Origin of the sequence: Leifsonia sp. 1010, assembly GCF_031455295.1 — a bacterium.
Lineage (GTDB): Bacteria > Actinomycetota > Actinomycetes > Actinomycetales > Microbacteriaceae > Leifsonia.
On record NZ_JAVDSL010000001.1, the window covers coordinates 1,616,053 to 1,641,745 of the forward strand.

The 25,693-nt window shown below is 69.7% G+C and carries 23 protein-coding genes; 16 read left to right on the plus strand and 7 right to left on the minus strand.

The features are described 5' to 3' along the window. Nucleotides 1-43 precede the first annotated feature (43 nt). From nusG to J2Y42_RS07895, 5 genes are all read left to right on the plus strand, one after another. Nucleotides 44-967 (plus strand): transcription termination/antitermination protein NusG, encoded by a 924-nt coding sequence (gene nusG, locus J2Y42_RS07875; protein WP_309856593.1) that lies wholly within the window; start codon nucleotides 44-46, stop codon nucleotides 965-967. 119 nt (nucleotides 968-1,086) lie between these two features. Continuing rightward, nucleotides 1,087-1,518: a 50S ribosomal protein L11 gene (gene rplK, locus J2Y42_RS07880; RefSeq protein WP_018189751.1), complete on the plus strand. Its 432-nt coding sequence runs from the start codon at nucleotides 1,087-1,089 to the stop codon at nucleotides 1,516-1,518. Nucleotides 1,519-1,590: 72 nt separating this feature from the next. Beyond that, nucleotides 1,591-2,280, plus strand: a complete 690-nt coding sequence (gene rplA, locus J2Y42_RS07885; protein WP_309856596.1) for a 50S ribosomal protein L1 — start codon at nucleotides 1,591-1,593, stop codon at nucleotides 2,278-2,280. A 238-nt stretch (nucleotides 2,281-2,518) separates the two neighbouring features. Further along, a complete protein-coding gene (locus tag J2Y42_RS07890) occupies nucleotides 2,519-4,513 on the plus strand; it encodes a S53 family peptidase (RefSeq protein WP_309856599.1) in 1,995 nt (664 codons plus the stop codon). Nucleotides 4,514-4,617: 104 nt separating this feature from the next. After that, a complete protein-coding gene (locus J2Y42_RS07895) occupies nucleotides 4,618-5,163 on the plus strand; it encodes a GNAT family N-acetyltransferase (protein ID WP_309856602.1) in 546 nt (181 codons plus the stop codon). A gap of 1 nt (nucleotide 5,164) precedes the next feature. On the opposite strand, the gene J2Y42_RS07900 is transcribed toward J2Y42_RS07895, so the two are convergent. Then, entirely contained in the window at nucleotides 5,165-6,133 is a 969-nt protein-coding gene (locus J2Y42_RS07900; RefSeq protein WP_309856604.1) for an NADP-dependent oxidoreductase, read from the minus strand. Nucleotides 6,134-6,354: 221 nt separating this feature from the next. Here J2Y42_RS07900 and J2Y42_RS07905 point away from each other — a divergent pair, with 221 nt between their 5' ends. Next, complete coding sequence (locus J2Y42_RS07905; protein ID WP_309856607.1) at nucleotides 6,355-7,119, plus strand: DUF998 domain-containing protein; 765 nt, start codon at nucleotides 6,355-6,357, stop codon at nucleotides 7,117-7,119. On the opposite strand, the gene J2Y42_RS07910 is transcribed toward J2Y42_RS07905, so the two are convergent. The 5 genes from J2Y42_RS07910 to J2Y42_RS07930 form a co-directional block, all read right to left on the minus strand. Further along, complete coding sequence (locus tag J2Y42_RS07910) at nucleotides 7,005-7,832, minus strand: YqaJ viral recombinase family protein (RefSeq protein ID WP_309856609.1); 828 nt, start codon at nucleotides 7,830-7,832, stop codon at nucleotides 7,005-7,007. The two genes, J2Y42_RS07905 and J2Y42_RS07910, sit on opposite strands and share 115 nt — an antisense overlap. Further along, complete coding sequence (locus J2Y42_RS07915) at nucleotides 7,829-8,872, minus strand: Gfo/Idh/MocA family oxidoreductase (protein ID WP_309856612.1); 1,044 nt, start codon at nucleotides 8,870-8,872, stop codon at nucleotides 7,829-7,831. The genes J2Y42_RS07910 and J2Y42_RS07915 overlap by 4 nt, the downstream gene beginning before the upstream one ends. 192 nt (nucleotides 8,873-9,064) lie before the next feature. Further along, on the minus strand, nucleotides 9,065-9,799 hold the full coding sequence (locus J2Y42_RS07920; protein ID WP_309856615.1) for a ThuA domain-containing protein: 735 nt from the start codon (nucleotides 9,797-9,799) through the stop codon (nucleotides 9,065-9,067). Continuing rightward, nucleotides 9,796-10,935, minus strand: coding sequence for a Gfo/Idh/MocA family oxidoreductase (locus J2Y42_RS07925; RefSeq protein ID WP_309856618.1), 1,140 nt, complete (start codon nucleotides 10,933-10,935; stop codon nucleotides 9,796-9,798). The genes J2Y42_RS07920 and J2Y42_RS07925 overlap by 4 nt, the downstream gene beginning before the upstream one ends. An 81-nt stretch (nucleotides 10,936-11,016) precedes the next feature. Then, on the minus strand, nucleotides 11,017-12,207 hold the full coding sequence (locus J2Y42_RS07930) for an ROK family transcriptional regulator (RefSeq protein ID WP_309856622.1): 1,191 nt from the start codon (nucleotides 12,205-12,207) through the stop codon (nucleotides 11,017-11,019). A gap of 167 nt (nucleotides 12,208-12,374) precedes the next feature. Between J2Y42_RS07930 and J2Y42_RS07935 the strand changes: the two genes are divergently transcribed. From J2Y42_RS07935 to J2Y42_RS07950, 4 genes are read left to right on the plus strand one after another with little or no spacing between them, the layout of a single operon-like run. After that, entirely contained in the window at nucleotides 12,375-13,097 is a 723-nt protein-coding gene (locus tag J2Y42_RS07935) for a sugar phosphate isomerase/epimerase (protein WP_309858071.1), read from the plus strand. After that, a complete protein-coding gene (locus J2Y42_RS07940) occupies nucleotides 13,094-14,191 on the plus strand; it encodes a Gfo/Idh/MocA family oxidoreductase (RefSeq protein WP_309856625.1) in 1,098 nt (365 codons plus the stop codon). The genes J2Y42_RS07935 and J2Y42_RS07940 overlap by 4 nt, the downstream gene beginning before the upstream one ends. Nucleotides 14,192-14,204: 13 nt before the next feature. After that, on the plus strand, nucleotides 14,205-15,374 hold the full coding sequence (locus J2Y42_RS07945; RefSeq protein ID WP_309856629.1) for a Gfo/Idh/MocA family oxidoreductase: 1,170 nt from the start codon (nucleotides 14,205-14,207) through the stop codon (nucleotides 15,372-15,374). Continuing rightward, nucleotides 15,367-16,422 carry a sugar phosphate isomerase/epimerase family protein gene (locus J2Y42_RS07950; RefSeq protein WP_309856630.1) on the plus strand — a complete coding sequence of 352 codons (1,056 nt, stop codon included), beginning with the start codon at nucleotides 15,367-15,369 and terminating at the stop codon, nucleotides 16,420-16,422. The genes J2Y42_RS07945 and J2Y42_RS07950 overlap by 8 nt, the downstream gene beginning before the upstream one ends. 18 nt (nucleotides 16,423-16,440) lie before the next feature. Here the strand turns inward: J2Y42_RS07950 and J2Y42_RS07955 are convergent, their stop codons facing one another. Further along, complete coding sequence (locus J2Y42_RS07955) at nucleotides 16,441-16,896, minus strand: VOC family protein (RefSeq protein WP_309856633.1); 456 nt, start codon at nucleotides 16,894-16,896, stop codon at nucleotides 16,441-16,443. A gap of 99 nt (nucleotides 16,897-16,995) precedes the next feature. Here J2Y42_RS07955 and J2Y42_RS07960 point away from each other — a divergent pair, with 99 nt between their 5' ends. The 6 genes from J2Y42_RS07960 (at nucleotide 16,996) to J2Y42_RS07985 (ending at nucleotide 25,654) form a co-directional block, all read left to right on the plus strand. Next, on the plus strand, nucleotides 16,996-18,006 hold the full coding sequence (locus J2Y42_RS07960) for a WYL domain-containing protein (protein ID WP_309856635.1): 1,011 nt from the start codon (nucleotides 16,996-16,998) through the stop codon (nucleotides 18,004-18,006). A gap of 51 nt (nucleotides 18,007-18,057) precedes the next feature. Then, nucleotides 18,058-19,305 carry an ROK family transcriptional regulator gene (locus J2Y42_RS07965; protein ID WP_309856636.1) on the plus strand — a complete coding sequence of 416 codons (1,248 nt, stop codon included), beginning with the start codon at nucleotides 18,058-18,060 and terminating at the stop codon, nucleotides 19,303-19,305. A gap of 132 nt (nucleotides 19,306-19,437) precedes the next feature. Beyond that, nucleotides 19,438-20,790 carry an extracellular solute-binding protein gene (locus J2Y42_RS07970; RefSeq protein ID WP_309856638.1) on the plus strand — a complete coding sequence of 451 codons (1,353 nt, stop codon included), beginning with the start codon at nucleotides 19,438-19,440 and terminating at the stop codon, nucleotides 20,788-20,790. Further along, entirely contained in the window at nucleotides 20,790-21,752 is a 963-nt protein-coding gene (locus J2Y42_RS07975; protein WP_309856641.1) for a sugar ABC transporter permease, read from the plus strand. Before J2Y42_RS07970 ends, J2Y42_RS07975 begins: the two co-directional genes overlap by 1 nt. Then, nucleotides 21,752-22,588 (plus strand): carbohydrate ABC transporter permease, encoded by an 837-nt coding sequence (locus J2Y42_RS07980; RefSeq protein ID WP_309856644.1) that lies wholly within the window; start codon nucleotides 21,752-21,754, stop codon nucleotides 22,586-22,588. Before J2Y42_RS07975 ends, J2Y42_RS07980 begins: the two co-directional genes overlap by 1 nt. A gap of 45 nt (nucleotides 22,589-22,633) precedes the next feature. Next, nucleotides 22,634-25,654, plus strand: coding sequence for a glycoside hydrolase family 38 C-terminal domain-containing protein (locus J2Y42_RS07985; protein ID WP_309856647.1), 3,021 nt, complete (start codon nucleotides 22,634-22,636; stop codon nucleotides 25,652-25,654). The last annotated feature ends 39 nt before the right edge of the window (nucleotides 25,655-25,693 follow it).

Consider the following 25,693-nt stretch of genomic DNA (forward strand, 5'->3'; position numbering starts at 1 on the left):
TCGGGCCGCACCGGCCCTCCCGACAAGAAATGGAATGAATTCAGTGTCTGAGACGAATCGCGACGACGTGGACTGGGCGCCCGCTGCGGAGCAGTCCTCCGAGGACGACGAGGCGCAGACCGGCAACGTTCTCGCCAGCGAGGACGAGGCGTCCGACTCCGCCGAGCACGAGGCGCTGCACGTCGTCGCCGACGACGGCACCGAGATCGACCTCGACGCCGTGCTCGACGCCATGGCGGAGGCAGTCGACCCCGAGGCCGACCGCGCCGTCGACGAGGCGCTCGAGGTCGACAGCGAGGACGAGGCCGAGGCGGCTCTCGAGGCCGTCGAGGACGAGGAGGAGGAGACCTCCGCCGACCCGTACGAGGAGTTCCGCGCAGAGCTCCGCTCCAAGCTCGGCAAGTGGTACGTCATCCACTCGTACGCCGGCTTCGAGCGTCGCGTGAAGTCCAACATCGAGAACCGCATGGTCTCGATGAACATGGAGGACTACATCTACGAGGTGCAGGTCCCCATGGAGGACGTGGTCGAGATCAAGAACGGCCAGCGCAAGATGGTCAACCGCGTGCGCATCCCCGGCTACGTGCTGGTGCGCATGGACCTCAACGAGGACAGCTGGTCGGTCGTCCGCCACACTCCGGGCGTCACCGGCTTCGTCGGCAACGCCCACAACCCGACGCCGCTGCGCTTCGAAGAGGCCTTCTCGATGCTGAAGAGCCTCGTCCAGGTCGAGGCTGCTCCGGCCAAGGGCGCCGCTAAGGGCCAGAAGGCCGCCGCGCGCGTCATCCCCGCCGAGGTCGACTTCGAGATCGGCGAGACCATCACCATCAAGGAGGGCTCGTTCGCGGGCCTCCCCGGCTCCATCAGCGAGATCAAGCCGGAGAGCGGCAAGCTCACCGTGCTCGTCTCCCTGTTCGAGCGCGAGACCCCGGTCGAGCTCAGCTTCGACCAGGTCACGAAGCTCTAGGGAACATCCAGAGCCTCCCCACTGTTTTTCAGAACACCGGGTCTCGGAAGGGCCGAGAAACCGGGAGAGCGATGCGGACTGCGGTCCGGCTCGCTCGAATACACAAAGAAGGAAGAGACATGGCACCGAAGAAGAAGGTCACCGGTCTGATCAAGCTTCAGATCAACGCCGGCGCCGCCAACCCCGCCCCGCCTATCGGCCCGGCGCTCGGTCAGCACGGCGTGAACATCATGGAGTTCTGCAAGGCGTACAACGCGGCGACCGAGTCGCAGCGCGGCAACGTCATCCCCGTCGAGATCACCGTCTACGAGGACCGTTCGTTCACGTTCGTCCTGAAGACCCCGCCGGCGGCAGAGCTCATCAAGAAGGCGGCAGGCGTCGCCAAGGGCTCGGGCGTTCCCCACACCAACAAGGTCGGCAAGCTGACCCAGGAGCAGGTGCGCCAGATCGCCGAGCAGAAGATGGTCGACCTCAACGCCAACGACATCGACGCGGCGTCGAAGATCATCGCAGGCACCGCCCGCTCGATGGGCATCACGGTCGAGGCGTAAGCCCCACCCCCTCAAGACATCTCGTGGAAGAGCCGGCCAGGCTCGCACCACATTCTCGTAAGGAGAAATCACATGGCACAGAAGTCCAAGGCCTACCGGGCCGCGGCCGAGAAGATCGAGGCCGGAAAGTTCTACACCCCCGCTGAGGCCGTCGCCCTGGCGAAGGAGACCGGCTCCGCCAAGTTCAACTCGACCGTCGAGGTCGCGCTGAAGCTGGGCGTCGACCCGCGCAAGGCGGACCAGATGGTCCGCGGTACCGTCATTCTTCCTCACGGTACGGGCAAGACCGCCCGCGTCATCGTGTTCGCGACCGGTCCGGCCGCCGAGGCGGCCATCGCCGCCGGTGCGGACGAGGTCGGCGGCGCGGACCTGATCGAGAAGGTGGCCGGCGGCTACACCGACTTCGACGCGGCCGTCTCCACCCCGGAGCTCATGGGCCAGGTCGGTCGTCTCGGTAAGGTCCTCGGCCCGCGCGGCCTCATGCCGAACCCGAAGACCGGTACGGTCACGCCGGATGTGGCGAAGGCCGTCTCCGACATCAAGGGCGGAAAGATCGAGTTCCGCGTCGACAAGCACGCCAACGTGCACTTCGTCGTGGGCAAGGCGGGCTTCACCGCCGAGCAGCTGAACGACAACATCAAGACCGCTCTCGAGGAGGTCGTGCGTCTCAAGCCGTCCGCCGCGAAGGGCCGTTACATCCAGAAGGGTGCCGTGTCGACCACGTTCGGCCCGGGCATCCCGCTGGACGTCAACGCCATCTGAGTTCGTTCCGCGAACACCTCCGACGGGGTCGGGGCCGCTTGCCGGTCCCGGCCCCTTCGTGGTTTTCGGGGCGGGAGGATGTGGCCGTCGCGTGAGGATGCTTCACCTCTAGCAACAATCGCGACAGAACTGTCTACCCCTCGTTGCGGTGGTAGAACGATGAGGTCTAGTGTCGCTCCTGTCGCGCGCCGTGCGCGACGGCTCGAAGTTGAGTCCGTCCGAGCTAAGGATGACATTCATGGCACATCGCACCACGGGATCCCTCCACAAGAGGGCGCTCGGAATCATCGCCACCACGTCTGCCGTGGTGGCTTTGTCATTGGCGGGGGCATCGGCGGCGAACGCAGCCGACCGGGTGACCTACGCCGGCTCCGTCCCCTCCTGGGCGACCGCGGCGAACGACGCCGGCGCCGCACCGGCCGATGAGACAGTGGAGGGTGAGATCTACCTTCCGCTCCGCGACCAGGCGGGCGCGGAGGCTCTCGCCAAGGCCGTCTCGAACCCGCTTGATCGCGGATACCGCAAGGCCCTCAACCCCAAGCAGTGGATCGACCGCTTCGCGCCCTCGCAGGCTGACTCCGACGCCGTGGTCAGCTTCCTGAAGGCCGCCGGCCTGACCATCTCGGCCGTTCCTGCCAGCCGCCAGTACGTCGTCTTCCGCGGCACTCCGGACCAGCTCGGCTCGATCTTCGGCACGTCGCTCCACGCGTTCAACTACGCGGGGCGCCAGCTCGTGGCCCCGGCTGCGGCGCCGTCGCTGCCGACCTCGATCGGCGGCAAGGTGTCGGGCGTGAGCATCGAGCAGTCGCGCACGTTGACGCGTCCCGACTCGATCAAGCAGGGCGACCTCGGTCCGTCCGGCGCTCCGCAGGTCGCTCGCAAGGCTGCTGCAGCGCCCGTGATCCAGACGCCGTGCTCGCACTACTACGGCGAGCACACGGTGACGGTCCCGCCCGCGTACAACGGGAACACGCAGTACAGCACCTACAACTGCGGCTACACCCCGCAGCAGCTGCGCAGCGCGTACGGCCTGAACGACCTCGGCAAGCGCGGCATCAACGGCTCCGGCCAGACGGTCGCGATCATCGACGCGTACGCCAGCCCGACGATCGTCAAGGACGTCAACAGCTACTCGCAGCAGAACGGCGAGCCCGGCCTGACCAACAGCAGCTACCAGCAGCTGGTGCCGAGCCCGAGCGAGTTCGTCGACCAGGAGCTGTGCCAGTACCCGAGTGGATGGCAGGGCGAGCAGACGCTCGACGTCGAGTCCGTGCACGCCATCGCACCCGGAGCCCGCATCCTCTACGTCGGCGGTTTCAACTGCGGCGGCGGACTCGATGTGGCCATGTCGAAGATCCTCGACAACAAGCTCGCGAACATCGTCAGCAACAGCTACGGCAACGTGGGCGAGGCCGTCCCGGCCGACGTGATCCAGGGCGAGGTGAACCTGCAGCTCCAGGCTGCGGGCGAGGGCATCGGCCTGTACTTCTCGAGCGGTGACAACGGCGACGAGGTCGCGAACCTCGGCTACCCGTCGCCGGACTTCCCGGCGTCCTCCCCGTGGGTGACCTCGGTCGGTGGAACCAGCACCGGCATCGACAAGAACGGCAAGATCGCGTGGGAGACGGGCTGGGGCGACCAGTTCGACCAGATCGTCAAGAACGCCGACGGCACGCTCAGCTACGCTCAGCCCCTTCCGGGCACGCGGTTCGTCGGCGGCGCCGGCGGCGGCACGAGCGCAGTGTTCGCTCAGCCGGACTACCAGCGCGGGATCGTGCCGGCGGCTCTGGCGAACGGCAAGCGCGTCTCGCCGGACGTCGCGGCCCTGGCCGACCCGTACACCGGGTTCCTGATCGGCATCCGTCCGATCATCGACGACACGACGCTGGAGACCGGCGACTACGTCAACGAGACCTACGGCGGAACGTCGCTGGCCTCGCCGATCGTCGCGGCGCAGATCGCGATCGTGCAGCAGGCGACGCGCTCCACGATCGGGTTCGCGAACCCGACGCTGTACGGCGTGAAGCGCATCCTGCCGAACGCGTTCCGCGACGTGCTGCCGCAGAACCCGACGCAGGCGCTGGTCTACACGAGTGCGATCAGCGGCAACACCTACCTGGTGTCGATGGATCAGGACACGTCGCTGAAGACGGCCAAGGGCTACGACCCGGTGACCGGCCTCGGCGGTGTCTCCTTCGACCTGCTCAGCTGGGTGGCGCAGGGGCGGCACTAACGACCCTGCGGCTCGGGCCGCACGCACCACGGACCGGCCGTCTCCCGATCGGAGGCGGCCGGTCCGCTGTGTGTCGGGGGTCCTGCGCTGGCTAGGCTGGCGGGGTGACTGTCACCATCCGCCCCGCCGTCGCCGGAGACGCCGCCGCCCTCGCCGCGGTCGCCGCCGCGACCTTCCCGCTCGCCTGCCCGCCGCACACGACCGAGGAGGCGAAGGCGGCGTTCATCCGGGCCGTGCTCTCGGAGGAGCGGTTCGTCGAGTACCTCGCCGACGCATCCCGCCGCCTGCTCATCGCGGAGGACGACGAGGGCAACGCGGTCGGCTACACGATGATCAACCTGGGCGAGCCGGCCGACGCCGATGTGCGCGGCTCCCTGCGCATCCATCCCACCGCCGAGCTGAGCAAGTGCTACGTCCTCCCCGGCCATCACGGCGAGGGCGTCGCGAGCCGGCTGATGACCGAGAGCCTGCGGGCCGGCGGCGAAGCGGGAGCCGAGGGGATGTGGCTGGGCGTCAACGAGGAGAACGCCCGCGCCCAGCGCTTCTACGGCAAGCACGGCTTCGAGCGGGTCGGGGCGAAGCGGTTCCTGGTCGGCGACCGTTACGAGGACGACTGGGTGATGGAGCGGCCGCTGACCCCGGTCGGCTAGCTCAGCCCTCCGCGATCTTCAGCACGACCTTGCCGCGCGTGTGGCCGCCTTCAACGGCGCGGTGTGCCTCGGCGATCTGCTCGAGGGCGAAGATCTGGTCGACGTGCACGCGCACGTTCCCCGACTCCAGCAGGCGGGCGATGACCGCGAGCGTGCTGCCGTCCGGCGCGACCTTGTAGTCGGTGCCGCGAACTCCGGCGGCGGCCGCGTCCTCCGCGAAGGTGGGCCAGCTCCCGGTCGGCACGTTGACGATGAGGCCGCCGGGGCGCAGAACGGAGAGGGAGCGGGTGCCGGTGTCGTCGTGCACATTGCCGACCAGGTCGATCACCACGTCGGCGTCGTGCACGACGTCCTCGAAGCGGGTCGTCGAGTAGTCGATCACCTCGGCCGCGCCCAGGGAGCGCATCCAGGACGCGTTCGACCCGGAGGCGGTAGCGATGACGTGCGCGCCGAAATACGAGGCGAACTGCACCGCGAAGTGACCGACGCCTCCGCTGCCCGCGTGGATGAGCATCCGCTGGCCCTCGTGCGCCTTGGCGACCTCGACGACCAAGCCCCACGCCGTCAGAGCGGCCAGGGGCGCCCCCGCGGCCTCGATATGGCTGAGCGTCGCCGGCTTGCGCACGACGCTCAGCGACGGCACCGAGATGTACTCGGCGAAGCTGCCGCCGAGGCGCGGCACCATGACCATGCCGAAGACCTCATCGCCCGGACGGATGGGATGCGCGCTGTACGGCGACTCCACGACGACACCGCTGAAGTCGTGGCCGAGCACGGCGGGGAACGCGTGGATGGCGTCGTAGATCCCGCGACCGGCCCGCGTCTTCGCGTCGATCGGGTTCACACTCGAGGCGACCACCTTGACCAGGAACTCGGCGTTCACGCGATCCGGGTAGGCGGTCTCCCCGATGCGGAGTGCCTCCGGGGCTCCCGCGGCGTCCAGAAGTGCGGCCCGCATGGTCTTCGGCATTCGTCATCCCCTCGTCGGTCTGCCGCTGCGTCGGCGCGGCGTCCCCTCAGTCAATCCTGCGCGTGCTTCACCGGTGTTACGGTCGGGTCACCAGATGTGAACAGTCTGTTTCGGATACCCCCAGGCCGTTTCCCAGCGTCGCGCCGGTTAGGATGCTGCGACCCGGGGCGTGCGTCGCCCGCGGGTGCGGAACGACGACGGCCAGACCCGAGGAGCGACAGGTGCGACAACTGCTGCGGATCGCTCGCGAGCCCTTCGCCGTCCCCGTGCTTGCGCGCGGATGGCAGCGCGCCGTCCCCATCCTGCTCGCCATCGGCACCCTCTGCGTGCTCGGCGGGCTCGTCGTCATCTGGGCTGCCAGGCTGACGGTGCCGTATCCGGTCTACGTGAGTGAGCTGGGCGCGAAGGGCGCGGCGACGTCCGGCGCCTTCGCCGTCGCATTGCTCCTCATCGCGGGTGGCGGCTTCGCGATCGCCGTGGCGAGCGGCCACATCCGCTCGTCCGCACGAGTGCTCGACCGCTGGGCGCCTGCCGTGACGCTCGGGTTCGCGGCGGTGTGCTTCGTCCTCGCGTCGCAGGTCACGTGCACGGCGTACTGCCCGGTGCCGATCGTCGACCCGAAGTCGACCGTGCAGGATCTGGTGCACACGGTGTCCGCCGTCATCGGCTTCGCGGCGGCGTGCTTCGCCATGCTGCAGGTGGGCTTCAGCCGGAAGCTCCCCCGCCTCTCCCGGCTGTCGCGGCTGAGCTGCGGGGCGGTCGCCGTGATCACGATCGTCGGCGGGCTGCTCGCCATCGTGCGCGTCGGCGCCGACGTCGGTGCGTGGCTCGAACTGATCGGCACCACCGTCGCCGTCGGGTGGATCGCCGTCTACGCGGTGGCGCTGACCCGCATCCCGGTCGGAGTGGATGCGGAGGCCGAGCCGGACACGGCGGTCGCGGCGGGCACCGACACCGGCGCGGGCGCTCCGGCCGAAGTCGCCTGACGCAGGAGCTCGATCAGATCGGCCGCAAGGGCGACCAGCTTCGCGATCTCGGCCTCATCGCGGTCGACCCAGCGGCACTCCGGCTCGTCGCGCAGCGGGACGAAGCCGTCGTGCTGCTCCCAGACGAAGAGCGTGCGCTCGGCGCCGAGCACGTACTGCTGCCACCAGATCTGGCGGAGATACGGGCGGGGGATGCTGCGGAACGGCTTGTTCGTCGTCTTGATCTCGGCGAGTTCGAGCTTGCCGCCCGAGCGGGCGATCAGACCGTCGGGCGTCGCCAGATGCCGGCGGTCGCGTTCGGCGTGGAAGAGCAGATCGGAGGGCTCGATCCCGTGCGTCGCGGCCACCCAGGCGGCGATCTCCGGCTCGCGCGAGCGGCCGTGCTGCGTGAAGACGTTGCCGCTGAACCCGGTGCCGTGCAGCTTGTCGTACGCGGCGGCACGGATGGATCGCGGGCTCGACAGTTTGGCGACGTCGGTGGCGGTGATGCCGCGGCTGCGCGCCCGCAGCCAACTCACGCGGTCGCTGGAACGCGCCACCACGCGTGCAAGATGCCCGGTCTGACCGGGGACGGCCGGGACCACCGGGACGGGAGCGGGCCGTGCCGGGCTCAGGTCCGCGAGGACGCCCGGCCGGTACAGGTCGGCGGTGCGGTACGGAGCGGAGTCGAGCACCTCTCCATTGTGCCGCGTCACGCCGACGCTCGCCGTCACTCCACGCGCGTCGCCCCGAGTTGCCTCCGCGCTTCGTCGATCGTGGCCAGTGTGTCGACCGCCTCCGCGAGCGGGTGGAGCGGCGACTCCGTCCGGCCCTCGGCGACGAAGCGGGCGAGCGCTGCGGCCTCGTACGACATCCCGTCGCGGTGCGGCCGGCCGTACGGGTCGCGCCAGTGCGCGGCGAGGGTGCCGTCGCCGCGGAACACCCGCAGGCCGCTCGGTCCCCAGAACGGGCTGTCCGTCTCTACGCGGCCTTCGCTGCCGCTGATCGTCGCGAGCGACGGTGTGCCCGCCAGCAACGTGGTGCTCAGCAGTGCCTGACCGCCGCTCGCGGACGACAGCACCAGCGCCGCCTGCTCGTCCACGCCGGTTTCGGAAAGCGTTCCCGAGGCGATGATCCCGGCCGGGGCGCCGAGCGCGAACGAGGCCCACGACACCGTGTAGACGCCGAGGTCGAGCAGCGCTCCGCCCGCGAGCGCAGGGTGCCACAGCCGACTCGACGGATCGAACGGCGCCCGGCCCCCGAAATCCGCCGTGGCGATACGGATGTCTCCGAGCGCGCCGTCTTCCAGCAACTGGCGCACGATGTCCGTCTGCGGCAGGTAGCGCGTCCACATCGCCTCCATCGCGAAGACGCCGGCATCTCGTGCCGCCGCGACGATGCGTCTCGCCTGGTCGGCGGTGACGGCCATCGGCTTCTCGATGAGGACGTTCTTGCCCGCCGCAATCGCGAGCAGGGAGTGCTCGAGGTGCTCGCTGTGCGGGGTCGCGACGTACACGACGTCGACGTCCGGGTCGCCGACGAGCTGCTCGTAGGAGCCGTACGCGCGCTCCACCCCGTGGGCGTCGGCGAACGCCTGCGCCCGCTCCGCAGACCGCGACCCCGCCGCCACCACCCGCTGGCGGGTGTGCCGATGAAGTGCGTCGGTGAAGTCGGCGGCGATCACGCCGGGACCGAGCACGCCCCACCGCAGCGGCGGGGCGTCGGCGGGGTCGGGATGGCGCGGCTGGGGAAGCGTGGACATCACGTCGGTCATGGAGGGCTCCTCGTGTTCGTACTTCGATGCTGCGGTCTCGATGTGCTCGGCGCCAGGCCGTGGGATCCGATGCTTCCGTAGGAGAAAAGGCTCAGGATCTCCGACGGACCGCGGCCTGGACGGAGATGCGAAGCGGATACGGCTGATTCTCCGACGGGAGGCCGCGGATCTCCGACCGTTGCCGGGCTCGGCCTAGACCGGCTGCGGATTCGACACCTCGGGCGACTGGCGGGCGCCCTCCACCGGGGCCGCCCACTTCACGCCGTTGGCGAGCACGCGGCGCACCTGGGGGTGGAAGTACACCGGGTACTCCTGGTCGCCGGGGCTGAAGTAGAAGATCTTCCCGCGCCCGCGAGTGAAGGTGACGCCGGAGCGGAACACCTCGCCGCCGGTGAAGGAGCTGATGAAGACCAGGTCGTCGGGCGTCGGGATGTCAAAGAACTCGCCGTACATCTCCTGGGCGTCGATGACGATGGGCTGCTCGACGCCCGCGGCGATGGGATGGGTCGGGTTCACGTTCCAGACCAGCTCCCGCTCGCCGCCCTCCGGGTTGCGCCAGCGCAGCGAGCAGGTCGTGCCGAGCATCCGGATGAAGATCTTCGAGAAATGGCCGGAGTGGAGGACGATCAGCCCCATCCCGCCGAGGACGTGACGGCGGACGCGCTCCACCACCTCGTCCGAGACGCGGTCGTGCGCGATGTGGCCCCACCAGAGCAGGACGTCGGTCTCGCCGAGCGCCTGCTCACTGAGCCCGTGCTCGGGGTCGTCGAGGGTGGCTGTGCGGACGGCGACCTCGTCGCCGAGCAGGTCGGACAGCCCCTCGGCGATGGCTCCGTGGATGCCGTGCGGGTAGATCGCGGCGATCTCGGGCTGGGTCGCCTCGTGGACGCCCTCGTTCCAGACGGTGACGCGCAGTGTCATGGTCATGCTCCCTTCAGGGCGGTGTCGGCGGTTGCCGGGTTGGTCGCCGGGGACAGCCGGACCTCGGCACCGATGCGAGCGGATTCGTAGGCGGCGTCGATGACGCGCGCGCGGTCGAGGGCGAGCGAGCCGTCCCAGTTCGACCAGTTCGCCTGGTCGGCGACGTGCTCCAGGAAGGTCTCGACCACCGCGAGGTGGCCGCGGCCGGGGTCGGCCGTGACCGTGATGTCCTCGCTCTGCTCGCCGTCGCCGGTGAAGATCGTCAGCTCGCCGGACGGGGCGTAGTCGACGACGCGCAGGTCAGCGCCGCCCTCGGTGCCGTAGAGGGTGATGCCGAACTCGTCGCCCGCGGGGCGGTATGCGGCCCAGCTGGTCTCGATGACGATGGAGCCGCCGCCCTCCAGCCGGAGCAGGAGGCTCGCGAGATCTTCGACCTCGTACTCCGACCCGACGTGCTGCTTGGACGCGGCGGCGCCGCCACGACCGCGGACACCCAGCTCGGAATGCGTGACGGCCGAGACCGCCTCGACGCGCGGCTCGCCGAACAGATGGAGGGCGTAGTCGAGGACATGCACGCCGATGTCGATCAGCGGGCCGCCGCCGGCCATCTCGCGGTTCGTGAACCAGCTTCCGAGCGCGGGGATGCCGGCCCGGCGCAGCCAGACGGCGCGCGCGTGATACGGCCGGCCGATCTGCCCGTCGTCGATCGCGGCCTTCAGCGCCTCGATGTCTCCGCGACGGCGGTGGTTGAAGGCGACCTCCAGCACGCGGCCGGCGCGATGGGCCGCATCCACCATCGTCTGCGCCTCCGCCGCGGTGCGGGCGATCGGCTTCTCGCTGAGCACGTGGATTCCGGCGTCGAGGGCCCCGACGGCGATCGGCGCGTGAAGGAAGGTCGGCACGGCGACGCTGACGACGTCGAGGTCGCCCTCGGCGACGAGGTCCTTCCAATCGCGGTGCAGCCGCCTCACGCCGTATGTCTCGCCGAGCTCGGCACGGGGGCCGTCCTCCATGCCGGCGATGGCGACGAGCTCGACGCCGGGCAGGGCGGAGTAGGCCGCCATGTGCTGCTGTCCGGCCCAGCCGAGGCCGACCACTCCGGCGCGGAGGGGACGGTCGAGGGGTTCGCTCTGGGTGCTCACGGCACTCCTTTCAGTGTGACCTTCGGGGGATTCGAATCGATTCGAGGTTGTGGGGGAGGCGGTGGATGTTTCGCCGCGGCGTCAGCGGAAGAGGGAGCGCGGCGTGCCCGCGTCGGGATCGAGCGCGCGCTGGATGACCATGATGGCCGCCCCGATCGCGCCGCCGGTCTCGCCGGAGCGCGACTGCGTGATGGTCAGATGCTGCGTCGCCAACGGCGTGGACCGCTGGTAGACGACCTCGCGCATCCCGGCGAGGAGCTGCTCGCCGACGCGGGAGAGGCTGCCGCCGACGACGATCATCGACGGGTTCAGGAGGTTGACGCAGGTGGCGACGACCGCGCCGAGGTCGCGTCCGGCCTGCCGGATCGCGTTCTGAACGGCCGGGTTGCCCGTGCGCGCCAGGGCGACGACGTCGTCGCTGGTCTCGGCGGCGAGACCGGCTTCGGAGAGTGCCCGCGCGATGGCGGGCCCGCTCACCAGCGACTCGAGGTCCGCATCCTGCTCGCCGTGGCTCGGGGTGTCGCTGCCGAAGGGGACGCGGACGTGACCCAGGTCTCCGGCCGAGCCGAGCGCCCCACGCTGCAGGCGGCCCCCGCTGATGATCCCGGCGCCGACGCCCGTCGCGACCTTGATGAAGAGCAGGTCGGTCTCATCCGGCCACATCAGTGCCTGCTCGCCGAGGGCGAGGAGGTTGACGTCGTTGTCGACGAGGACGGGCACGTCGAAGACGCGACGGATGTATGCGGGGATGTCGAAGCGGTCCCAGCCGGGCATGATCGGCGGGTTCACCGGCAGCCCGGTGGAGTGCTCGACCGGGCCGGGGACCCCGACGCCGACGCCGATCAGTTCCTCCGGCTGCCGCCCGCTCGCGATGTAGAGCTCGGACGCCGTCTCGAGCGCCCAGTCGAGCACCGGCTGCGGGCCGTCGGCGATATCGAGCCGACGCGACACGCTCGCCGTGATGTTGCCGGCGAGGTCGGCGAGGGCGACGACGCCATGCGTCGCGCCGAGGTCGATCGCGACGACGACGCGCGACTCGGGGTTGAAGCGGATGCGCGACGGAGGGCGCCCGCCGGACGACACGTCGTCGCCCGCTGGCGCGACGAGTCCCGCCGCCGTGAGCGTGTCGATCCGGGAGGCGATGGTCGAGCGCGCCATGCCGGTCAGCTCGGCGAGCTGCGCGCGGGTGCGCGGGATGCCGTCGCGCAGGATCGCCAGCAGCTCCGCGGCGTCTGCGGCGACGAGCACCGAGTCTCGCGCGCTGTCGGTCATAGAGGGTATTGAACCACAGTGCCGGTGGACTGCTCAAAGATCGTCTGCATTTGATCGACTTTTGATTGACATCCGGCAGAAGTGGCACTTGAATAGACCCACGCCATCCGGCGCCCTTCCACTCCATGAACTCGACGAGGAGAACAGTGTCGACGTCAAAAGTCTCCGTGCAGCTGTACACGGTCCGGGAGCTCCTGACCGAGGACACGGTCGGTACCCTCAAGCGGATCGCCGATATCGGGTTCACCCAGGTCGAGCCCTTCGCCTTCCTCACCTTCGGTGACGCGCTCCGGGAGGGCCTCGCCGAAGCCGGCCTCTCCGCTCCTACGACCCACCAGGGCTTCATCGGCGGAGACCTGGACGAGGTGTTCGGAGCCGCGAAGGAGCTGGGCGTCCAGACCGTCATCGACCCGTTCGTGGCGCCGGAGCGCTGGCAGACCGCGTACGACGTCGCGCAGATCGCCGACCAGCTGAACGCGGCGGCCGAGGTCGCGGCCCGCCACGGCGTCCGTGTCGGCTATCACAACCACGCGCACGAGCTCGAGAGCACGATCGAAGGCGTGACCGCGCTCGAGTTCTTCGCGGGCAAGCTCGCTCCGGAGGTCGTGCTCGAGGTCGACACCTACTGGGTCGCCGTCGGCGGAGTCGACCCCGTCGCGCTTCTCCCCAAGCTCGGCGACCGCGTCGTCGCCCTCCACATCAAGGACGGCCCCGGCACTACCGAGACCAAGGATCAGGTCGCTGTCGGTCAGGGTTCCCTCCCGATCGAGCAGATCATCGCCGCGGCGCCCGACGCGCTCCGTGTCATCGAGCTCGACGACTCGCGCGGTGACCGCTTCCAGGCGGTTGCCGACAGCTTCGCCTTCCTGACCTCGAAGGGCCTCGCATGAGCGGCGGGCGCGTGGGAGTCGGCGTCATCGGCGCCGGCGTCATCAGCAACCAGTACCTCGAGAACCTCACCTCGTTCCCCGACCTCGACGTGCGCTTCGTCGCCGACATCGATCTCGAGCGCGCGAAGGCGCAGGCGGACAAGTACGGCGTGCCGGGTTCCGGCACGGTGGAGGAGCTGCTCGCCGACGACGCCATCGAGATCGTGGTGAACCTGACGATCCCCAAGGTGCACGTCGAGGTGGCGCTGCAGGCGCTCGCCGCCGGCAAGAACGTCTGGAGCGAGAAGCCCTTCGCGCTCGACCGCTCCAGCGGTCGCGAGCTGCTCGAGGCCGCGCACGCGGCCGGGCTGCGGGTCGCCACGGCGCCGGACACGTTCCTCGGCTCCGGCATCCAGTCGGCCCGCCGTCTGATCGAGAACGGCGACATCGGCGCACCACTGACCGCGCTCACGCTGATGCAGAGCCCGGGCCCGGAGTCGTGGCACCCCAACCCGGACTTCCTGTTCCAGGAGGGCGCGGGTCCGCTGTTCGACATCGGCCCGTACTACCTGACCGCCCTCGTGCAGATGTTCGGGCCGGTCGCCCGGGTGAGCGCCAGCGCATCCCGCGCCAAGGAGACCCGCGTCATCGGCTCCGGACCTCGCGCAGGCGAGAAGTTCGCCGTCACCGTGCCGACCCACGTCAGCGCTCTCTATGAGTTCGAGAGCGGCCAGACGGCGCAGGCCGTGTTCAGCTTCGACTCCAAGCTCGGCCGCACCCAGTTCGAGGTGGCCGGTGTCGACGGCACGCTCGTCGTGCCCGATCCCAATACCTTCGAGGGTGAGCTCCTGGTTCACGGGGCCGACGGCATCGAGACGTTCCCCTCAACCGGAACGACCGACACGCGGGGTATCGGCGTGGTGGAGCTCGCCCGAGCCATCCGCGCCGGGGTCCCCGAACGCGCCTCCGGCGAGCAGGCCTACCACGTACTCGACATCATGGTCTCGACCATCGAGGCGGGGGAGTCCCGCACTCCGGTCGAGGTCGAGAGCACGGTGGAGGTGGCGCCGGCTCTCCCGGAGGACTGGGACCCGCGAGCGGCGACCCTGGCGTGACGGGAGCGGAGCGATGACGGACGGAAACCGGGCCGCAGCATCGGCCGCCAGCGCTGCGACCAGCGGCGGGCTCACCCGGCGCGACGGCGGTTCCGCCGGAGCCCGGCTCCGCGTCGCGATCGTCGGCGGTGGCTTCATGGCCGAGGTTCACTCGCGAGCGGCTCGTTCAGCACGCGCCGAGCTCGCCGGGATCGTCTCCTCGACGCCGGAGCGCTCGGCAGCGGCGGCCGAGCGGCTCGGCATCGGCCGTTCGTACGGATCGCTCGATGAACTGCTTGCCGACGACTCGGTCGACGTCGTCCATGTCACGACGCCGAACGCTCTCCACGCAGAGCAGGCGGCGGCCGTGCTGGCCGCGGGCAAGGACGTCATCTGCGAGAAGCCGCTCGCCACATCGGTCGCCGATGCCGAGAGCCTGGTGGCTGCGGCGGAGGGCCGCACCGCGACCGTTCCGTTCGTCTACCGCTTCCACCCGCTCGTGCGTGAGGCCCGCGCCCGCTTCGCCTCCGGCGAGGCCGGGCGCGTCCTGAGCATCAACGCCTCCTACCTGCAGGACTGGCTCCTGGGGTCCGACGACGACAACTGGCGGGTGGATGCGGCGCAGGGCGGCCGCTCGCGTGCCTTCGCCGACATCGGGTCGCACCTCGTCGACCTCGTCGAGTTCGTCAGCGGCGACCGCGTGAGTCGCGTATCCGCCACGAAGCGAACGGTGTTCGCCGAGCGCGCCTCCCACGCGGCGATCACGACGGAGGACGCCGTCGCCGTGGTCATCGAGACGCGTTCCGGAGCGCTGGGCACCCTGCTGGTGTCGCAGGTCGCGCCAGGCCGCAAGAATCGGCTCTGGCTCGAGATCTCCGGCAGCGCCGAGAGCATCGGCTTCGACCAGGAGCAGCCCGAGACGCTGTGGGTGGGCCGCCGCAAGGGCAGCCTGATCATCCCGCGCGACGCCGACCAGCTCAGCGAAGACGCCGCCCGCCTGTGCGTCGTGCCCTCCGGGCACCCGCAGGGCTATCAGGACGCGTTCAACGCGTTCGTCGCCGACAGTTACGCGGCAGTCGCGGGGGAGAACCCCGACGGCCTGCCGCGCTTCACCGACGGCCTTCGCGCCGTGCGGGTCACGGATGCGGTGATCGACTCGGCCGAGTCGGGCACCTGGATCGAGATGGGAACGAACAATGACTGACGCCACCAGCGCGGGCGGCTCGGAGACCACCGAGTCGGGCCGGACGCACCCGGTCACCCTCTTCACCGGCCAGTGGGCCGACCTCACGCTCGAAGAGGTCGCGAAGTACGCGAGCGAGTGGGGCTACGACGGCCTCGAGATCGCGTGCTCGGGCGAGCACCTCGACGTCTGGCGCGCCGCCGAAGACGACGCGTACCTGCAGGGGCGCCTCGACATCCTCGACCGCTACGGCCTCAAGGTGTGGGCCATCTCCAACCACCTCAAGGGCCAGGCGGTCTGCGACGACCCGATCGATTTCCGCCACCAGGCGATCGTCGGTTCCAAGGTGTGGGGCGACGGCGACCCGGAGGGCGTGCGCCAGCGCGCTGCCGAAGAGCTCAAGCTCACAGCGAAAGTCGCTCGCAAGCTCGGCGTCGACACGGTCGTCGGGTTCACGGGCTCGAGCATCTGGCCGTACGTCGCGCAGTTCCCGCCGGTTCCGGCCGAGGTGTTCGACCGCGGTTACCAGGAGTTCGCCGACCGCTGGAACCCCATCCTCGACGTCTTCGACGGCGAGGGCGTCCGGTTCGCGCACGAGGTGCACCCGTCGGAGATCGCGTACGACTACTGGACGAGCGTGCGGTCCCTCGAGGCGATCAACCACCGCGAGGCCTTCGGTTTCAACTGGGACCCGTCCCACATGATGTGGCAGGACATCGACCCCGTCGGATTCATCATCGACTTCCAGGACCGCATCTACCACGTCGACTGCAAGGACACGCGTCTCCGGCCGAAGAACGGCCGCGCCGGCGTCCTCGGCTCGCACCTGTCGTGGGGCGACCCGCGTCGCGGCTGGGACTTCGTCTCCACCGGCCACGGTGACGTGCCGTGGGAGGACGCCTTCCGCGCGCTCGAGTCCATCGGCTACACCGGCCCGATCTCGATCGAGTGGGAGGACGCCGGGATGGATCGCCTTCACGGGGCCAAGGAGGCCGTCGGCTACATCCGCTCGCTGCTCTGGAAGCAGCCGACCGCCTCCTTCGACGCGGCGTTCAGCAACCAGGACTGAGCGCCGCGTCGCCGGTCGTCAGGCGACGTCGAGCACCCAGGTGACGCCGAACCGGTCCGTCAACATCCCGAACCCCGCCGACCAGGCGGAGGCCGCCAGCGGCTCGACGACGCTGGCGCCCTCCGCGAGGCGATCCCAGTAGCCGGTCAGTTCGTCCAGCGACCCGGCCCGCACGGAGACGAAGAACGGCTGCCCGGTGATGGTCATCCCGTTCTCCCGTCGTGTCGACGCCTCCGCCCCCGTTCCGACCTCAACGCCCGAGCCCGGAACGTCGTAGGCCATCACGCGGAACCCTTCAGGCGAGGCGACCGGCCCGAAGACGATGTGTTGCGCGCCGGGCACGTCGGCGGGCATGCCGAAATCGGCATACGTCGCAGCAGTGACCTCTCCGCCGAACCCTCCGGCGTAGAACTCGAGGGCGGCGCGCGCCTCGCCGCCGCGGAAGTTCAGGTGCGTGGTGGTGATGATGCTCATGGTTTTTCCTCTCGGTGACATCGCCGGGTCTTCCCAGCGATGCCACACTCGCAGTGGTAGCGGACAGTTCCCGTCCGCTACTTCGACGAGAATCGAGCCATGAACGCACCGTCCTCGCGCATGCTCACGATGCTCTCGTTGTTGCAGGCGCGACGGGACTGGCCCGGGCAGGCGCTCGCGGATCGGCTCGACGTGAGCATCCGGACGGTCCGCCGGGATGTGGACCGTCTCCGCGAGCTCGGCTACCGCATCGACGCGCTGAAAGGCCCCGACGGCGGGTACCGACTCGCCGCGGGCTCGGAGCTGCCTCCGCTCCTCTTCGACGAAGAGCAGGCCGTCGCCCTCTCCATCTCGCTTCAGAACGCGGGCGCGGCCGGGGCCGGAGTCGAGGAGGCGGCCGCCCGCGCGCTCGCGACCGTCCGCCAGGTGATGCCGTCGCGTCTGAGGCACCGCGTCGACGGCATCCGCTTCGACCGGCCGAACGCGGGACCGGCGGTCGAGCCGGCCGTGCTGGGCGCGGTGAGCGACGCCGTCCGGGAGAGGAAGGTGCTCCGGTTCGACTACGCAGGCGCGGACGGACCGCCGCGTCGCACTGAGCCGCACGGCCTCGTGGCTCGGGATGCGCGCTGGTATCTAGTGGCATGGGACCTCGACCGGGATGACTGGCGGGTGTTCCGGCTCGATCGGCTGGCGCCGCGGATCCCCGCCGGTCCCGTGTTCCGTCCGCGGCGGATCCCCACCGGTGACGCGACGTCGTACGTGGCTGCGCGCTTCAAAGGCAGCGACAGCCAAGATCGCTGGCCGTGCGTAGGCGAGGTCGTCATCGACCTGCCGCCGCGCGACGTGATCCCGTGGGTGACCGATGGGCACGTGGAGCCCGTGGGCGACACCCGGAGTCGTCTCACCGTCGGCTCGTGGTCGTGGATCGGCGTGCTGGCGTCTCTCACGCGGTTCGACGTCGCGTTCGAGATCGTCGGCCCGCCCGCACTGGCAGAGGCCGCGGCGACGCTCGCCGACCGACTGGTCGCGGCGCGCCCGTCGTCCGGACCGTCGGGACCGCCCGAACGGGGGAGGGTCGCGAGGCCGCCCATGGAGGCATCCAGCCGGTAGTCAGTAGGTATCCTCAGATTCACTGGGGACACCTGGGCGAACGGAGGAGCTGTGGCCAGAGGAGCCAACCTCCCCGCCATCGCGGCGTTCAACGAGACGGTCGTGCTGGATGCCGTCCGGCGATCCCCGGACGGCCTCAGTCGGGTGGAGCTCGCCGCGCGCACGGACCTCTCGGCGCAGACCGTCACCAACGTGACACGCCGGCTCCTCCAGCAGGGACTGATCCGCGAGGCCGGAAAACAGAGCGAGGGCAGCCCCGGCAAACCGCGCACCATCCTGCGCCTGAACCCGGCGGGCGCCTACGCGGTCGGCGTCCACCTCGACCCCACCGTGATCGCCTGCGTGCTGCTCGATCTGGAGGGTGGCGTCGTCGCCCATGTCCACCGTCCGTCCCCGCCCGATGGCGATGCGGTCTCGACGCTCGCCGCCGCCGTCGACGCCATCCGCGAGGTGCTCGCGACGCCGGGCATCGACGCCGAGCGCGTGATCGGCGTGGGTGTCGCCGCCCCTGGTCCCATCGACGCGGAGCGGGGCGTGGTGGTCCGGCCCCCGCTGATCCCGAGCTGGAACGACTTCCACCTCCGCGACGAGCTGACGGCCGCGACCGGTCTGCCCTCGCTGGTCGCGAAGGATGTGACCTGCGCCGCCGTCGCCGAGCGGTGGAGCGACCCGGCCGGAGCATCCCGGCACTACGCCTTCGTCTACTACGGCACCGGTGTCGGGGTGGGTCTGGTGCTAGGCGGAGAGGTGTACACGGGATCCACCGACAACGCCGGAGATGTCGGCCACGTGCTCGTCGACCCCGGCGGGACACTGTGCGCCTGCGGTCGGCGCGGCTGCTACGGCGAGTCCGTGCGCCCGTACCGGCTGGTCATGCAGGGTCTGTGGTCGGGTGTGCTGACGCCGCCGGCCGGCATGAAGGTCGTTCCGGAAGAGGATCTGCATCTGGATGTGGAGGCCGTCGACGAGCTCTTCACGCGGCTGACGTCGGCGGCGGAGGCGGGGGATGCCGGGGCGCAGGAGATCGTCGACCGGAGCATCCGCAACTCGGCCTTCTACCTGTCCAATCTGACGTCCCTCCTCGATCTCGACCGCGTCGTGTACGGCGGCCCGTCGTGGTCGCGCGTCGAGCGCCGCTACCTGGACCAGCTGCCGACGCGGCTGGCCGAATTCGACACCGGCATCCTCACGCACGGCATCGCGATCGCCTCCAGCGCGATCGGCGAGGACGTCGCCGCCGTCGGGGCCGCCGCGCTCGTCCTGGACGGCACGTTCTCGCCTCGCGCCGTCGTCCGCTGACGGTCGGCCCGCCCTCGTCGAGCCGGCGGGGGACAATATCGCCGCTGCCCTTGCGCTCGTAAATCAAATTGATTTATAAATTACGCAGGTCCGGCGGCGTCGCGCCACGGACGTCAATGCAAAGGAGCATCGATGAAGCGAAGCAGGATCCTGGCCGCCACTGTGGCCACTGCGGCCCTCGTCGCACTGGCGGGATGTTCGTCCTCGTCCGGCGGCAGCGACGGCAAGACCATCAAGGTCGCCTTCCAGGACTTCGGGTCCGACATCATGGCCAACTTCATGACCAAGGCGAAGGCCGATTTCGAGAAAGCGAACCCCGGCAAGAAGATCACGCTCGTCCCGATCAAGGCGGCCGAGAACGACTACTACACGAAGCTCTCCCTCATGAACCGCGCGGCCACCACCGCGCCCGACGTGATGTCGGAGGACACCTTCCTCATCCGCGCCGACGCCCAGGCCGGCTATCTGGCCCCGCTCGACTCGTACGTCGACAAATGGTCGGACTGGTCGAACTTCTTCGACAATGCCAAGGACGCGGGCAAGGGAGACGACGGCAAGGTCTACGGCATCCCGACCGGCACCGACACCCGGGGCCTCTGGTACAACAAGGACATCTTCGCGAAGGCCGGCATCCCGACCCCGTGGCAGCCGAAGAGCTGGGACGACGTGATCGGCGCCGCGAAGAAGATCAAGGCGGCCGTGCCCGGTGTCATCCCGCTCAACATCTTCTCGGGAAAAGCCGCTGGCGAGGCGAGCTCGATGCAGGGCTTCGAGATGCTGTTGTACGGAGCCGACGAGAAGGGCCTCTACGACGACTCGAAGGCCAAGTGGATCGTCGGCTCGAAGGCGTTCACGGAGGCGCTCGACGTGATCAAGGAGGTCTACCAGGGCGGCCTCGGCCCGAGCCAGGAGGTCACCAGCGACACCAATTACCAGAACACGATCAACAACCAGCTCATGCCGCAGGGCAAGCTCGCGATCAACCTCGACGGCTCCTGGGCCTCGAACGCCTGGCTTCCGACCGGCGCGACGCCGTGGGCGGACTGGTCGAAAGTCATGGGCACCGCGGCCATGCCGACGAAAGAGGGGCAGGACCCCGGGAAGATCAGCCTCTCCGGCGGCTGGACGTTCTCGATGGGCGCCAAGAGCAAGGCCAAGGACCTGGCGTGGAAGTTCATCACCTTCCTGACCGACAAGCAGCGTTCGCTCGAGTACAACATCAACACCGCCGGCATCCCGGTGCGCAAGGACGTCGCCGACGACGCGAAGTACAAGACGTCGAACCCGACCTCGGAGTTCTTCTCGTCGCTCGTCGCGGTGACCAAGTTCCGGCCGGCCACACCCGACTATCCGAAGATCTCGAACGGCATCCAGGTCGCGATGGAGTCGGTGATGACCGGGCAGGCGACGCCCGCGGAGGCCGCCAAGACCTACGACGACACCGTCGTGGGGATCGTCGGTGAGGGCAAGACGGAGTCGAAGTAGTGACCTCCACCGTCCCCGCCGTCTCGGACGCGCGCGGCCGGGCCTCGTCGGCCCGGCCGCCGCGCCAGCGGGACACGGCACGTTCGCGCGCACACACCCGGCGGTCCCTCGCCCGCTCGGTCCCTCTCCTCCCGGCCATCGGTCTGCTCGTCGTGTTCCTGCTCGGGCCGATCCTGTCGTCGTTCTACGGCTCGTTCACCGACATGTCGCTGACGGGCTCCGCCGCCGCATCCAGCCAATGGGTCGGGCTGCAGAACTACATCGACCTGTTCAAGAGCCCGGACTTCCCGGTCTCGGTGTGGCTGACCCTGGTCTTCCTCCTCGGGTCGGCGGTGATCGGCCAGAATGTCGCCGGGATGGTGCTCGCCCTGCTGATGCGGAGCGGAAGCCGCTGGGTCGGCGCGATCGTCTCGACCTTCGTCGTCGGCGCGTGGGTCCTTCCGGAGATCGTCGCGGCGTTCGCGTCGTACGCCTTCTTCAGTCAGCACGGGACGCTGAACGCCATCCTCGCGATGTTCGGCGTGACGGGTCCGTCCTGGCTGTTCGCCTTCCCGATGCTGTCGGTCATCCTGGCCAACACGTGGCGCGGCACGGCCTTCTCGATGCTCGTCTACTCGGCGGCGCTGCAGGAGGTGCCGCCGGAGATCACCGAGGCGGCGGAGGTCGACGGCGCCAACGGCGTCAAGCGGTTCTTCCTCGTCACACTGCCGATGATCCGGCGCAGCATCTCCACCAACCTGATGCTCATCACGCTTCAGACCCTGTCCGTCTTCACCCTCATCTACGTGATGACCGGAGGCGGCCCGGGCAACAAGAGCATGACGCTCCCCGTGCTGGCATACCAGGAGGCGTTCAAGTTCTCGGAGCTCGGCTACGGCACGGCGATCGCGACCATCCTGCTGCTGGTCGGGGCGGTGTTCGCCGTGATCTATGTGCGGGCCCTCAAGACGGAGGTGGACTGATGAAGCTGTCGTCACCCAACGGGGTCGCCCTGCGCTGGACGTCGAATGTCGTCCTGCTCCTCATCGGCGCGGTCTTCGTGCTCCCGCTGGTGTGGGTGGTGCTCGCGTCGTTCGACGGCGGGGCCACGCTCTCGGTCGCGTGGCCGAAGCAGTGGTCGCTGGAGAACTTCCGCAAGGTGCTCACGCCCGAGCTGTCGTTCCTGCCGCTGTGGAACAGCCTGCTGCTGTCGGCGGGATGCGCGATCGTCACGGTGATCGTCGCCATCCTGGCCGCCTATCCGCTGTCGCGCTACCGCAACCGGTTCAACCGGCCGTTCCTGTACGCGATCCTGTTCGGCACGTGCCTGCCGATCACCGCGATGATGGTGCCGGTCTACAGTCTGTTCGTGTCGCTGAACCTGATCGACTCGCTCGGCGGGACCATCCTGTTCCTCGCCGCTTCGTCGCTCCCGATGGCGATCTGGATGACGAAGAACTTCGTCGACTCGGTGCCCGTGCAGCTGGAGGAGGCGGCGTGGGTGGATGGCGCATCCAGCATGAAGACGCTGTGGACGGTGGTGGTCCCGCTCGTCCGCCCCGGAATCGCGGTGGTGTTCATCTACGTGTTCGTGGCAGCGTGGGGCAACTTCTTCGTCCCCTTCGTGCTGCTGCTGAGCCCGGAGAATCAGCCGGCGGCCGTGAGCATCTTCACGTTCTTCGGCCAGTACGGTGCGGTCGCCTACGGCCAGCTCGCCGCGTACTCGCTCATCTACTCCGTTCCCGTGATCGCCCTCTACGTCATCGTGTCGCGCGCGCTCGGCGGTTCGTCCGCGCTCGCCGGCGCCGTCAAGGGATAGCCCGTCCCCCTGCTCCGCCCCCATCCCCTCACCCAAGGAGAACCGTTGTACCAGCAGAACCAGCTCGCCGAGATGCGCATCGACCGCTTCGTCCGCGAACGCCTCACGCCCGCCCTCGAGCGTGCGGCCGCGCCCGCGTCGATCGAGGTGTGGGAGGCGCCCGGCGAGCCGGTGCCCTTCGCGGACGCCGTCGTAAACGACTTCCGTCCGTTCGCGGCGGGGGAGGCGTGGGGCCGTCCGTGGGGGACCGTGTGGTTCCGCGTGACGGGCACCGTCCCGGCGGAGTGGGATGCGGCGGCCGAGGATGTCGAGCTCCTCGTCGACCTCGGGTTCACGCTGAGCCAGGTGGGGTTCCAGGCGGAGGGCCTGGTGTGGACGCCCGAGGGCACCATCCTGAAGGCGCTCGAGCCGTACAACGCCTACGTGCGTCTCCAGGCCCGGCCGGGCGAGTCGTTCGAACTGTACGTGGAGGCCGCGGCCAACCCGGACGTCGGCTCGAACTGGACCTTCGCCCCGACCGGGATGGGCCGGGTGTCGACCGCGCCGCGAACCCCGATCTATACGCTGCGGCGCGTGGACATCGTGCATCGCGACCGCGAGGTGTGGGAGCTGGTGCAGGACATCTTCACCGCGAAGGGGCTCGCGCTCGTGCTCCCCGAGACGTCGCCGCGCCGGGCGGCTCTGTTCGCCGCGCTGGAGGCCGCCGTCACCGCGGTCGATCCCTTCGACGTCGCGGGGACGGTCTCGCGCGGGCGGGAGGCGCTCGCCGGGGTGCTCGCGTCACCCGCGTCCGCGACCGCGCACCGGGTCTTCGCGGTCGGGCACGCGCACATCGACTCGGCCTGGCTGTGGCCGGTGCGCGAGACCATCCGCAAGTGCGCCCGCACCTTCTCCAACGTGCTCGACCTGATGGACCAGGACCCGGACTTCGTGTTCGCCTGCTCGTCCGCCCAGCAGTTCGCCTGGATGAAGCAGTTCTATCCGGAGCTGTTCGAGCGCATCCGGGCACGCGTCGCCGAGGGCCGGTTCGTCCCGGTGGGCGGCATGTGGGTCGAATCGGACACCAACATGCCGGGATCGGAGGCGATGGCCCGGCAGTTCGTCGAGGGCAAGCGGTTCTTCCTGGAGGAGTTCGGATACGAGCCGCGCGAGGTGTGGCTCCCCGACTCCTTCGGCTACTCGGGCGCGCTGCCCCAGATCGCGCGCGAAGCGGGGATGGACAACTTCCTCACGCAGAAGATCTCGTGGAACGAGGTGAACCTGTTCCCGCACCACACGTTCCAGTGGGAGGGCATCGACGGGTCGCGCATCTTCACGCACTTCCCGCCGGTCGACACGTACAACTCGATCCTCTCGGGCCAGGAGCTGGCACGCGCCGAGCGGAACTTCGCCGACAAGGGCCGGGCGAACACCTCGCTCGTGCCCTTCGGCTTCGGCGACGGCGGCGGCGGGCCGACCCGCGAGATGCTCGCGGCGGCGGAGCGCACCGCCGACCTCGAGGGGTCGCCGACGGTGCACGTCGCATCGCCCGCCACCTTCTTCGAGGCGGCGCGCGCCGAGTTCGACCCCGCGCCGGTGTGGGTGGGGGAGCTCTACCTCGAGTTCCACCGCGGCACGTACACCTCCCAGGCGCGGACCAAGCGCGGCAACCGCCGCAGCGAGGCGCTGCTGCACGAGGCCGAGCTCTGGGCGGCCACCGCCGCGGTCCGAGCCGGAGCAAAGTACCCGGAGCGCGAGCTGCGCGAGGCGTGGCAGACGGTGCTGCTGCAGCAGTTCCACGACATCCTCCCCGGTTCGTCGATCGGCTGGGTGCACGACCAGGCGGTCGAGAACTACGCCCGGGTGGCGGAGTCGCTGGAGGCGGTCATCGCCCGCTCGCTGGCCGCACTCGGTGAGGGAGTCGCGGGTGGAGCGGATGGAGCGGTGGATCGGCCAGGCACCGGTCTCGTCGCCAACGCCTCCCCGTTCGCGGTCGACGGCGTACCGGCCGGCGGAGTGGCGGTCCCGCAGCGGACCGGCGACGCGCGCATCGAACGCGACGGCGACGGCATCCGGCTGTCGAACGGCCGCGTCAGCGTCCTCGTCGATGCCGACGGTCTGATCGCGTCCCTGGTGGATGCGGCCACGGGCCGCGACGCGGTGCCCCCGGGCACGCGCGCCAACGTGCTCCAGCTGTTCCGCGACACCCCCGCCCAGTGGGACGCCTGGGACGTCGACATCGAGTACCGGCTCTCCGGCGAGAACCTCAGCGGTGTCGACTCCGTGGAGGTCGTATCCGAGTCGCCGGAGCGGGTCGCGCTGCGCGTGGTCCGCCGGTTCGGGGCGTCCACCGTCACGCAGACGCTCGCGCTCGCCGCCGGGTCCCCGGCCCTCGACATCGAGACGAACGTCGACTGGCACGAGCGCCAGCGCATGCTGAAACTCGCCTTCCCCGTGGATGTGCACACCGCCTCCGCGCGGTCCGAGATCCAGTTCGGCCACATCGAGCGCCCGACGCACACGAACACGAGCTGGGATGTCGCCCGGTTCGAGACGAGCGCGCACCGCTGGGTCCACGTGGGCGAGCCGGGGTTCGGCGTCGGAGTCGCCAACGACTCCACCTACGGCCACGATGTGACCCGACACCCGCGGGACGGCGGCGGGACCTACTCCCTGGTGCGGCAGACGCTGCTGCGCGCCCCGCTCTTCCCCGACCCGGAGGCCGACCAGGGCGAGCACGTGCTGCGCACCTCCCTCGTGGTAGGCGGAGTGGACGCGGCGATCGAGGCGGGTTACCGGCTCAATCTGCCCCTGCGTCCCGCGCCTGCGGCGGTCGATCCGCTGATCGTGTCGAGCGATCCTGCCGTCGTCGTGGAGACCGTGAAGCTGGCCGAGGACGGCTCGGGCGACGTCGTCGTCCGGCTGTACGAATCGCTCGGCTCGCGAGCCACGACCACGTTGGCGGCGGCGTTCCCGTACCAGCGCATCCAGAGGACGGATCTGCTCGAGCGGGAGACCGGCGACGGCACGCTCGACCTGCAGCTGCGTCCCTTCGAGCTCGTCACGCTGCGGTTCGTCCGCGGCTGACGCCGGATCGCCCGCCCCGGGCCGCGCGAACCCCGGGGC